Consider the following 11,322-nt stretch of genomic DNA (forward strand, 5'->3'; position numbering starts at 1 on the left):
TCACCACCCCTTCCCTCACCACCCCTTCCCTCACCACCCCTTCCCTCACCACCCCTTCCCTCACCACCCCTCCCTCACCACCCCTTTCTCCGCCCCCTTCTCACCTCTGCAATCTTCGCCGCTGTCCATAGGAAACGATCGCCCGCGTGGCGGCCGGGGGGTGGCCGCCACGCGAGCGAGCGGGGGCTACTGCGCCCCGGAACCTTCCGTGCGGTTGCGGCGGCGGCTCCATAGCAGGGCCAGGCCGCCCAGACCGGCTAGGCCAAGACCCACAGCCAGCAGCGGCAGGACGTTCGCGCCGGTGTCGACCAGGTCGGGGCTTCCCGGTGGCGGTGGCGGTGGCGGTGCCAGTGCCACATCATCGCTGGTGCCGCAGTTCGGGTCGGTTGTCCCGGTCTTGCAGTTGTTGCCCGGGATGTCCGACAGCACCGCGTTGAGCAGGACTCGGTCACCCGAGTTCGGGTTGTTGACCTTGACCGAGTAGGTCACTGTCACCGAACTCTCGACCGCGACCGGTCCGCTCCACGACAAGGTTGTGCCGGTGAGGCTCACCGATCCCGTCGTGGCCTGGGCGTCGTTGTTGTAGGTGGCGTCGTCCAGCACCTTCGACAGGTCATCGGTGAAGGTGGCGGGTTTCTCGTCGGTGTAGGCGACTTGGCCCGTGTTTCGGACCGTCACGGTGTAGGTGACCTTGTCGCCAGGTTTGACCGATTCGCCGGTGGACTTCTTCTCCAGGGCGATACTCGACGTCTTGGTGGTGATCTTGCACGCCTCGTCGGTCGACTCCGCCTTGCAGTTGCTGCCAGGGATGTCCGACAGCACCGCGTTGGTGAGCAGGTGGTCGCCGGTGTCGGGATCGTTGACCGTCACCGAATACGTCACCGTCACCGACTCCCCGATCAACACCGGACCGCTCCACGACACCACGTCTTCTTCGACTTTCACCTCGCCCGCGGTGGCCTCGGCGTCGTCGTTGTAGGTGGCGTCGTCGATTACCGTTGCCAGATCGTCGCTGAAGGCGGCGAGCATGTCGTCGACGTAGTCGACCTGGCCGGTGTTCGTCACGGTCACCGTGTACGTCACGACCGCACCCGGATCGACCTCCGCCGCGCTGGAAGTCTTCGCCAGCATGAGACCGGACGTCTTGGTGACGGTCTTGCACGCCTCGTCCGTCGATTCCGCCCTGCAGTTGTTGCCGGGCAAGATCGACGTGATCGCGTTGGTGAGCAGGTGATCGCCCTCGTCGGGGTCGTTGACCGTCACCGAGTACGTCACGGTCACCGTCCCGCCCACCGGAACCGGACCGGTCCACGTCACCACGCCATCGGTGACGACCACCTCGCCCGCGGTGGCCTCGGCGTCGTCGTTGTACGTGGCGTCGTCCAGCACCGTCGCGAGATCGTCGTCGAAGGTGACGGGTTTCTGGTCGGTGTAGTCGACCTGGCCGGTGTTGGTCACCGTGACCGTGTACGACACGATCTCGCCGGGCTCGGCGGTCGCCATGTCCGAAGTCTTGAGGAACGCCGCACTGGCGACGCGGATGGTCGAGCCACACGCCGGGTTGGTCGAGCCGGGCTTGCAGTTGTTGCCCGGGATCGAGGACGTGACCACGTTGGCGATGATCTTGTCCCCGGTGTCCGGGTCGTTGATCGTCACCGAGTACGTCACCGTCACCGACTGCCCGACCAGCACGGGCCCGACCCACGCCACCACGCCGTTGACCACGCTCACCTGTCCGGCGGACGCGGCGGCGTCGTTGTTGTAGGTGGCGTCGTCCAGCACCTTCGACAGGTCGTCGGTGAAGGAGGCGAGTGTGTCGCCGGAGTAGTCGACCTGGCCGGAGTTGGTGACCGTCACCGTGTAGGACACTTTCGCGCCCGGCTCCGCCGACACCGCGTCCGAGGTCTTCGCCAGGGTCAGCTCGGACCCCCGCGTCGTGGTCTTGCAGGCCGGATCGGCCGAGCCGGGCGTGCAGTTGTTGCCCGGAACCGTCGACGTGACCGCGTTGGCGATGATCTTGTCCCCGGTGTCGGGGTCGTTGACCGTCACCGAATACGTCACCGTCACCGACGTGCCGACCGCCAGCGGTCCGCTCCAGGTGAGGATGTTGTTCTGGAACTGGACGGCGCCGCCGGACGCGGTGCCGTCGTTGTTGTAGGTCGCGTCGTCCAGCACCTTCGACAGGTCGTCGGAGAAGGAGGCGGTGCCGTCGGCGTAGTCCACCTGGCCGGTGTTGGTGACCGTGACCGTGTACGAGACGCGGCCGCCGGGGTTCACCTCCTGCGTGCTGGACGTCTTGGCCAGCGCCATCCCGGAACTGCGGGTGGTGCTCATGCAGGCCGGGTCGGTCGAGTTCGGCTGACAGTTGTTCCCCGGCACGGACGAGCTGACCGCGTTGCGCAGGATGTGGTCGCCGGTGTCCGGGTTGTTCACCGTCACCGAGTACGTCACCGTCACCGACTGTCCAATCGGGACCGGCCCGCTCCAGCTCACCACACCAGGTTGGTAGGACACGGTTCCACCCGACGCGGTCGCGTCGTTGTTGTAGGTGGCGTCGTCGAGCACCTGGGCGAGGCTGTCGGTGAACGACGCGCCGCCCGCCGGGTAGTCGACCTGCCCGGTGTTGGTGACCGTCACCGTGTACTGGATCGTCTCGCCGGGATTGGCCGTCTGCCTACTGGCCACTTTGGACAGTCCGAGACCGGAGGTGCGGGTTTCGGTCATACACCCCGGATTCGCGGGCGTCGGACAGGTGTTGCCCGGCGTCGGGGAGCTGATCGCGTTGCGCAGGATGTGGTCCCCGGTGTCCGGGTTGTTCACCGTCACCGAGTACGTCACCGTCGCCGTCTGGCCGACCTTCAGCGCGGCCCGCCAGATCACCACGGTGGGCTGGAAGAACACCGTGCCGGTGCTGGCGACCGCGTCCTGGTTGTAGGTGGCGTCGTCGAGAACCTGGGTGAGGTCGTCGGTGAAGGTCGCCTCGCCCTCGGCGTAGTCCACCTCCCCGGTGTTGGCCACCGTCACGGTGTACTGCACCGACTCACCCGGGTTGGCGGTCTGCCTGCTCGCGACCTTGGACAGTGCCAGGCCGGGGACTCGGTCGAGTCTGGTCATCGTCCGGCAGGCGGGGTCGGTCGAACCGGGAGGACAGTTGTTCCCCGGCACGGTGGACGTGATCGTGTTGAGCAGGGACTCGTCGCCGCCGTCGGCCCGGTTCACCGTCACCGTGTAGGTGACCGTCACCGAGGTGTTGACCGCGACCGGGCCGAACCAGCCCAGATATCGGCCGTCGAACCCCACATTGCCCGCCGTCGCCTGCCCGTCACCGTTGTAGGTCGCGTCGTCCAGCACGGCGACGAGGTCGTCGGTGAACGACGCCCGATCGGCGTCGGTGAAGTCGAGCTGGCCGTTGTTGGTGACAGTGACCGTGTATCTGACTATCGCGCCCGGTCTGACCGCCATCTGGTCGGAGGTCTTGAGGAACACGACCGACTTCGCGCACACCGCCGAGATGTCGTAGGCGAGCTGCGCGGCGGCGCTCGTCTCGACGCTGCCCACACCGGGGACGGAGACCAGCATGGCCGCGGTGTTGGCGATGGCCGCGGGCGCGCCGTTGCACACCTGGCCGACCGAGGTCCTGAAGCAGACCTGCGGCGCGTCACCCGCCCACCGGACCTCCACCCTGGGCCGGGCCGCGGTGTTCGGCGGGAACGCCGCCGGGTTGGCGTCGACGATCCGCACGTCCGCGCTCAGCGTCGCGGTGTTCCCGGTCACCGGGATCGAGGAGATGTCGATCGTCTGCTGGCTCGCGGGGTAGGAGACGCCGTCGAACCCCGGCACCACCGCGCCGCTGCCGTCGCGAAGGGTCACCACGGAATTGCGGTAGTTGGCGGGTGCGAGATCGGCGATCGTCACCGTCGCCCACCGGGACACGTGGCTCTGTCCGCCGTCGCAGTAGTACTGCGTCGGGGTGAGCGGTGTCGTCCTGGTCGACGTGGTGGAACACCGCCCCGCCCCGGTGATGGTGTTGAAGATCTCGAAGCGGCCGACGTCACCGACCGCCCACAGGCATTCCGGCAGCGCCGGGTCCTGCCGGATCGAGTAGTTCTTCATGTCGATGCCGGACGAGAACGGCTGGGTGCCCGCGCAGATGGCGTTGGTGGCGAAGTCGAAACAGTTGTAGGTGCTGGGGAACTCCAGGCCGTCCGGCGGCCGGACGACCACGCGTCGCGACGACGAGGTGTAGAGCCTGGTCCCCAGCAGCAGCGGCGAGCCGTACCCGTTGAATCCCATGTCCGAGTTCGCGGCGGGGATCTGCCAGGGCGGCACCGGAAGGTCCGCGTTGCCGTTGCCCGCCCGACGACAGTCCCAGTTGCCTTGGCCCGCCCCGATGTGGATGTACCAGCAGGCGCCGATGACCTCGCCTGCCGCGTTCAGGTAGGGCGCGGCGTATCTGGTTTCGGAGTCCGGTCTGTCGGCGCGGATCGGGTAGTTCCGGCACGAGGTGTTGGTCGCGGTGTCGAGGCAGAACCGCTGCTCGGTGAACCGTCGCGGTACGCCCGGCTCCTTCAGCGACCGCGTCAGCGACCCGAACACGTACCGGCCGAAACCCTCGACGACCGTCCGGCCCTGTGCGGGCTCGAATCCGGGCAGGTTCTCGGCCACCCGGACCGGGAAACCCGCGCACGCCGTCAGCGTGCTGGTGTCGAAGCACAGCAGCAGACCCGAGGCCATGACCCAGTACGAGCGGCTGCCGATCCGGGCGTTGCCGCTGATGTCGGCGTACGCGCTGGCATCGCCGCCCGGGTCCGGCTCGGAGGTCGCGGCGAGCTGGGTGAAGCCGCACGAGCGTTCGGTGGCGAGGTCGACACAGGCGACCCCGACCCGGGAGCCGCCATCGGCCACCCCCACGGGGAAGTACAGCTTTCCCGACGGGTCGATGTACTCGGCACCGGGCGAAAGAGGAGTGAGGTAGCGGTCTGGGCCGGTGTTCATCGGCGCACCGTTGTCGGGCGAGAAGTACGAGCCGTTCGCGCCCCAGCCCGGGCACACGGCGCCGGAGGACTTGTTGTGACACTCCATCAGCGTCACCGCGCGACCCGCGGGCCGGTGGTGGTGGACGTTGTAGACGTTGGCGCCGAAGAAGATCGCGTAGGTGCCGTCACCACCGCCCCTCGATCCCTGGAAACCGCCATCGGGGCTGGGCAGGTAGGACAGGTTGCCGGTGGCGCCGTCGGGGATGTCCGCCGCCCCGGCGCGGATGTTGGTCGTGCCCGCGGGCGGCTCGTTCGGACCGAAGCTCGCGCCACTGTCGGCCGACCAGGCGCGGGCGAACCCGGGTGGCACGCCGAAGGTGCCGGGGACATAGGTCTGCAGCGCGCCGATCGGGTCGTCGATGCGGACGTCGGCGGGGGTGCCCGAGGTGTTGCCGTAGGACAGCACCCAGTTGATCGTCTCCCCCGGGCGGACCGACGAGGTCGACCCCGTCTCCGCCACGATTCCGGCCTTCGCCAGCGTTCCTGAGGGCTGGCCGCCGACCGCGCCCGCGACGACGGGCGCGACGGCGGGCAGCACCACCGTCGAGGTCACCGTCGAGGCGACCAGGGCGAGCACGAGCGGCAGAGCGCGCAACCGCTTTCGTTGTCCTGTCACTGCAGCATCCATTCTCGTCGCTCGATGGCCTGCGCGGTCACGGAGCATCCGGCGATTCACTTGCTTTCCTTCCGCCGCCAGTGATCTAGGTGGCCACGAACGTTTGCCGTGGTCGGCCGGTCCACGGCGTGGCTGGCGGTGCCGCGGGAAAGACGCTCGTACTGGACGTACTTGGTCTTTTCTGCGGTGCCGTCAGCCGCGTCGTGGGCCTGTCGAACGCGGTGAACGTTTGTGGTCGCCGCACTAGGCGTCCACGTCCGCGCGAACCCGCGGTTCCCGATCGGGAGTGGCGGCCGCGGTCGCGGGCCGCTGGAACCGGCGGTAGCCGACATAGCCGAGGCCGAGCACGAGTGCCGCGCCGAGCCCGGCGGCGACCGAGGCGACGAACGACGGCGACGACCCGGCGGCCGGGGCGGCGGCGGTTGCCGTCCCGGTGTCGATGTCGCTGGAGCAGACCAGCGGCCGGGTCGACTCCGCCAGGAGCAGGCACGCGGTGGAGATGACCTTGCCGGACGGCGTGGTCGCGTTGATCATGGTGCCCGCCAGGGTGAACACGGCCTCGCCCTTCGCGGCGATGTCGACCGACCACCGGATGTGCGTCGGGTCCACCTGGCTGCCGCCGCCCGCGTCACCGACTCGGACAGCGCCACCGGTGGTCAGCACGACCGACGCGCCCGCGAGCGGTTCGGTGGCCGCGTTCCGCACTGTCACCAGGAACCGCACGTCCTGGCCCGGCGCGAGGACGTCGGTCGCGTTGTCCAGGTTGATCGAGGCGATGGGCGCCGCGGCGCTCGCGGGCGTCGGCAACGCGGACAGCAGCAGGGCGAGTCCCGCGGCGAGCAGTCCGGCGAGAACGCGTGGTCGGGACCCGGTCGTGGACATTTCGGTACTCCTCAAGGCTGTTGCCCGGTTTCGGCGCGGTCACTTCAGGGCGAAGAACTCGATCTCGCTGATCGCGACGGTCTTGCGTTTGGTGCCGCTGTAGACATCGACGACCTCGATGGTCACCGAGGTGACCAGCGTGGTGTTCTTCAGCTCGATCGTCTGCGCGCGGGAACTGTCCTGTGGCAACACGTTCTCGCCCTTGCCGGTGTTGTAGGTGAGCCGCAGGATCGACGGTCTGCCGTCGTCGGTGAAGGTGTCGCTCGATCCTGAGTAGACGATGAGGCTGCGCAGCAGATAGCTCTCGGAGAACCTGAAGGTGATCTTCGGGCGGGCGCCGCCCACCTGCGCCATCCAGTAGGTGTTGTTGTAGGTGTCGGACACCAGCCCGGGCTCGTGGTCGGGCAGCGCCGTCACCGAGGACACCGTGGTGGGCCGGACCGGTTCGAGGTTCGGCGCCACCTTCTTGTACAGCGCCCGCATGTTGTCGATGACCGTGGTGCGGAACGGCGGGTACACGGCGTAGGTCAGGCCGAGGACCAGCGCGACGACGACCAGGACGGTGCGCAGCCTGCGCAGCGACAGCGACGCCAGCCACGACCGGTGCTCCCTGGTGCCCTTCTGCCCCGGCCTGGTGCCCGCCGGGAACTTCTTGGTACGGCGCCGGAACAACCTGCGCCACCAGGTCGGCTTCACTACGCCCGCGTCGGCCAGCGACTCGCCGCAGCGGCTGCAGAAGTTGCGGGTGGGCGCGTTGCCCTCGCCGCACACCGCGCACACCAGGTCGTCCAGTTCGAGCCTGCGACTCGGTTTGGTGCGCACGATCGCCCGGGTCTTGATGATCGCGGGCGCCGGGGTCAGCTCGGGCGGCTGGTCGACCACCCGGCTCTCGGCGAAGCCGCTGACCGGCTGCGCGAGCGCGGCCACCAACTCGGGGTCCGGCGCGGTGTTCTCCGTTTCCGCCAACGGTTCCGCCGGCTTCGGCGGCGTGACGGCGGACGGCGGTGTCGTGGCGCCGGGCGGCGGGGTATTGGCTCCCGGTGGGGGTGGTGGCGCCTTCGCACCGGGCGGCGGCGGGGTCGCCTTAGCACCGGGCGGCGGCGGTGGCGTCTTGGCGCCTGGCGGTGGTGGCGTCTTGGCGCCCGGCAGCGGTGGCGTCTTGGCGCCGGGCGGCGGCGGTGGCGTCTTGGCGCCCGGCGGCGGGGGTGTCTTCGCGCCCGGCAGCGGCGGTGGCACCTTCGCGCCGGGCAGCGGGGGCGGCACTTTGGCGCCCGGCGCAGGCGGTGGCACCTTCGCCCCCGCGGGCGGTGGCGGTGGTTTCTTCGCCCCCGGCGGCGGTGGCGGTGGTTTCTTCGCCCCCGGCGGCGGCGGCGGAGTCTTCTTCGCGTCCGCGGCGGCGGGCGGGTCCGCGGCGGGCGACTCGGCCGCGGAGGTCCACGTCGCGAGCGCGGACACCGTCGCGGGCTCGCGCTTGTCGACGTAGACCCGCTCCGGCAGCCACGACGCGACCTTCCGGCGCACCCGCTGCCACCAGGTGAGCTTCTCCTCGACCGGCGGGGGCGGCTCCTCTACGACGATGACCACCTCGGGCGGCGGCGCGACCTTCTCGCCGTTCCACTCCAGGAACTTGCCGCAGTCGCCGCAGAAGGCGGCGGCCTCGTCGTTGTGGTTGCCGCACATCGTGCACACGATCATGCGATCACCTCCAGCGTGTGTGCCACGTGCACGGGCTTGGCCGCCCGGATCACCGCGGCGACCGCCGCCTCGGACACCGCGGCGGCGTCGTTCGGCCGGACCACCACGCGGACCCAGTGCTCGACGTCGGTCGGCGGCTCCGGGCGGGGCCGGATCGACCAGGACGTCCCGCCGCTCTCGGTGATCTCGACCTCGCCGTCGATCACCACCGCGAGGTGGCGGCGCAGCCCGGCCATGGTGCCGCGCATCCTGAACAGGTCGACGGCCTCGGCGACGACCGCGCGCTGCGCACTCATCGGCCAACTCTCGTCCAGCAGCACCCCGAACCAACTCGACAGCCAGCGGACGAACTCCTCGGGCGCGAGCAGCGGATCGATGTAGCCGTGCACGCAGTCGATCATGTTGATGATCGGGCCGAGCACGTCGTCCATGGCCGCGGTCCAGCGCACCGCGAACTGGTCCTCGCCGTACACCGCGGGCAGGTAGTTGATCAGCGGATAGGGCGAAGGCACCGGCGGTGTCCACACAACGAGGTCGCGCCCAGGGTCGACAGCGGTCATGACTGGTCCGCCTCCCCGGAATTAACCCCGGTGGGTGCGTCGGGTCGGGACTGTCCGGTTTGGTGGGTGCCGGTGGCTGGGTCGCGTCCCGTTCCCCTTAGGTGCGGTTGGCAGCGTGGTGCTGTACGGCGACCGGAGGTCGACACAAGGGGCGGTGCTGGGTTCATGACTTCTCCACTCGGACTTGGTGGTCGTAGGAGAACGCCAGACCGCCCGCGCCGACCGGCAGCCGGTTGACCTCCGCGCCGCGTTCGCCGGTGACCGGATTCGCGCCGAACAGCCGCACGTCCTCGACCACGTCCACCCCGCGCACCGACTGCAGCAGCGCGAACACCTCGCCGTGGCTGACCCGCCTGCCGAACGGCCACCCCGTGCCGTCCTCGCCGCCGGTCAGCGGGTTGATGTAGGCGTAGAGCCGCTCCAGCGCCCGCATCCGAATCTCGTCCGGGTCGAGCCGGGTGCGCGCGACGAGCCGGGCGATCACGGTGACGCCCCGGTAGCGCGCCGGTTCGACGAGCACCCGGGTGCCGACCAGCCGCACGTCGTCGAGTCGGGTCGCGATGCGCTCCAGCGTGCCGGGGGCGGGCACCAGGTCGGCGAAGAGCAGTTCCCGGTTCTTCTGCGCCGCGGCAGGCACCACCAGCACCTTCACCGCGCCGTGCGCCACGTCGTCCTCACCCGCGGTCAGGCAGTGGATCCTGGCCACCTCCGGCGCGGCCTCGCGCGCGATCGCCTCGTAGTCCTCGGCGGTGACCGCGCGGCTGCGGGTGCGCAGCATGATCGGCCCGCGCGCCTTGGCCTCCTCCAGCGTCTCGCCGTCGACACCGCCGCCCGCCGGGTGCAGGTTGGTCACCCCCGAGACGAACGGGATGGACCCCTTGAGCGTGTCGATGGCATACCTGGCAACGTTTCCGCGCGCGCCGCCGCCGCTGTAGTAGCGCCGCATCCTGATCATCGCGTCCCGCGGCGGGATCGCGCCGTACTGGCGCAGCAGCCGGTCCTCCAGCCGCACCGCGGGCCCGAACTCGACCTGGCCCGCGACGCCGTCGAGCACGTAGTGCGGGTCGTCGGGGCCGCTGTTGGCGAAGTTGTCCACCCTGGTCCACTCCTGCCACCCGGTGTCCATCGCCACCTGCAGCGTGGCCGGGTGCGACCCGGCGAGCACCGGGGTCTGGCCGAGGTCGAACCGCTGCCCCGGCACACCTTCGGACTCACCGAGTTCCTCGAACTCGATGATCTCGCCGTGCACCGCGGACGCGGTGGCGCCGACCGTGCCCGCGGTGATCCCGCGGACGACCGGCGACGAGCTGTAGGCGGCCTGTCCGGGCAGCGGCTCGATCACCCGCACCCGCAGCCAGCCCGCGCGCTGGTCGTCGATCAGACTCGCCTCGTGCGCCTTGGGCAGGTGCACCACGATGCGGCCGGACTTGTTGAGCCCGCCGGTCTCGTCGGTGGTCACCTGGCACGGGTCCCACCCGTCGCCCGTCCACGCCTCCCAGATCAGCGGCGGGTACTTCGGGTTGACGCCGACACCCTTGCTCTCGCCGTCGAAGTCGATCCGCACCGCGCAGCTCGGCCCCGGCTCGCGCAGCCCGATGAGCAGCGCGTCGTCGAGCTGCGGCGGCTCGTCGAACGCGGCGAACTCCTCGCCGAGGTCATAGGCGGTGGTCTGGTTCTCGCTGGCCACCCCCCGGCCGGTGACCCGGCGCATGGCGCTGATCTCGGTCGGCAGCACCGGCAGATCGACCAATGTGGAGAACACGATGGCGTCCTCGCTCTCGGTGCGCGTGGTGGACACCTTCGTGCCCGCGCGGATCACCAGCGGCGCGCGCGCGGGCGTGGACAGCCAGAAGGTGATCGGCGCCACCGCGGGCGTCGGCGGCAGCATCCGCAACCCCAGCAGTTCCAGGAACTTCACATACAGCCGGTCGGGCACCCGGTTGAGCCGGTAGCAGAGCTGCTCGGTCATGAACGCGAACGTCTCGATCAGCGTCACGCCGGGGTCGGACACGTTGTGGTCCGTCCACTCTGGACAGCGGCGCATCACATACCGTTTGGCCTCGTCGACGAACTCCTGGAATCGGCGGTCGTCGAGACTGGGCGCGGGAAGCACCATCAGTAGTCCCCCTCGTCGGGAATCGTGTAGAAGGGGTGCACCAGGTTCCGCTCGTCGTTCTCGCCCTTGACCACGTACGCGATGTCGATGAACAGCAGGTTCTCCTGGTCCTCTGCGGGATAGACGTTCACCTCGCGGACACTCGCGCGCGGCTCCCACATGGCCAGCGAGTCGCGCACCTCGCTCTCGATCCGGGCGAACACGGTCGTCGTCGCGCTCTCGAAGGTGAAGTCGCGCAGCTTCGAGCCGAACCGGGGCCGGAACGGGCGCTCCCCGGGGTAGGTCGACAGCACCAGGGTCATCGCCTGCTCCAGCTTGCGCGGGCCGCCGACGGTGGCGATGGTGCCGTTGGCCGTGACGTCGAACGGGAACGACCAGCCGCGGCCGATGAAATCGTCTTCGATCATGGGGTGCCCC

At 69.6% G+C, this 11,322-nt stretch carries 6 protein-coding genes; all 6 read right to left on the reverse strand.

Annotated elements, in window-relative coordinates:
- Positions 1-186: 186 nt before the first annotated feature.
- The 6 genes from ACT4N7_RS14875 to ACT4N7_RS14900 all read right to left on the reverse strand — a co-directional run bounded on the left by ACT4N7_RS14875 (position 187) and on the right by ACT4N7_RS14900 (position 11,312).
- Positions 187-5,652 carry a DUF7927 domain-containing protein gene (locus ACT4N7_RS14875; protein ID WP_444829305.1) on the reverse strand — a complete coding sequence of 1,822 codons (5,466 nt, stop codon included), beginning with the start codon at positions 5,650-5,652 and terminating at the stop codon, positions 187-189.
- A gap of 243 nt (positions 5,653-5,895) precedes the next feature.
- Positions 5,896-6,534 (reverse strand): hypothetical protein, encoded by a 639-nt coding sequence (locus ACT4N7_RS14880; protein WP_444829306.1) that lies wholly within the window; start codon positions 6,532-6,534, stop codon positions 5,896-5,898.
- 39 nt (positions 6,535-6,573) lie between these two features.
- Entirely contained in the window at positions 6,574-8,229 is a 1,656-nt protein-coding gene (locus ACT4N7_RS14885; RefSeq protein ID WP_444829307.1) for an NADase-type glycan-binding domain-containing protein, read from the reverse strand.
- Positions 8,226-8,789 (reverse strand): phage tail protein, encoded by a 564-nt coding sequence (locus tag ACT4N7_RS14890; RefSeq protein ID WP_444829308.1) that lies wholly within the window; start codon positions 8,787-8,789, stop codon positions 8,226-8,228. The genes ACT4N7_RS14885 and ACT4N7_RS14890 overlap by 4 nt, the downstream gene beginning before the upstream one ends.
- A gap of 163 nt (positions 8,790-8,952) precedes the next feature.
- Positions 8,953-10,905, reverse strand: coding sequence for a putative baseplate assembly protein (locus tag ACT4N7_RS14895; RefSeq protein WP_444829309.1), 1,953 nt, complete (start codon positions 10,903-10,905; stop codon positions 8,953-8,955).
- Positions 10,905-11,312, reverse strand: a complete 408-nt coding sequence (locus ACT4N7_RS14900) for a GPW/gp25 family protein (RefSeq protein WP_444829310.1) — start codon at positions 11,310-11,312, stop codon at positions 10,905-10,907. Before ACT4N7_RS14900 ends, ACT4N7_RS14895 begins: the two co-directional genes overlap by 1 nt.
- Positions 11,313-11,322 lie beyond the last annotated feature (10 nt).

The sequence above is a fragment of the Actinokineospora sp. genome (genome assembly GCF_052390155.1).
Lineage (GTDB): Bacteria > Actinomycetota > Actinomycetes > Mycobacteriales > Pseudonocardiaceae > Actinokineospora.

Coding starts and splice junctions, on each gene's coding strand:
- ACT4N7_RS14880 (WP_444829306.1), bottom strand. CDS start 6,534: ATGTCCACGACCGGGTCCCGACCACGCGTTCTCGCCGGACTGCTCGCC.
- ACT4N7_RS14890 (WP_444829308.1), bottom strand. CDS start 8,789: ATGACCGCTGTCGACCCTGGGCGCGACCTCGTTGTGTGGACACCGCCG.
- ACT4N7_RS14900 (WP_444829310.1), bottom strand. CDS start 11,312: ATGATCGAAGACGATTTCATCGGCCGCGGCTGGTCGTTCCCGTTCGAC.
- ACT4N7_RS14885 (WP_444829307.1), bottom strand. CDS start 8,229: ATGATCGTGTGCACGATGTGCGGCAACCACAACGACGAGGCCGCCGCC.
- ACT4N7_RS14895 (WP_444829309.1), bottom strand. CDS start 10,905: ATGGTGCTTCCCGCGCCCAGTCTCGACGACCGCCGATTCCAGGAGTTC.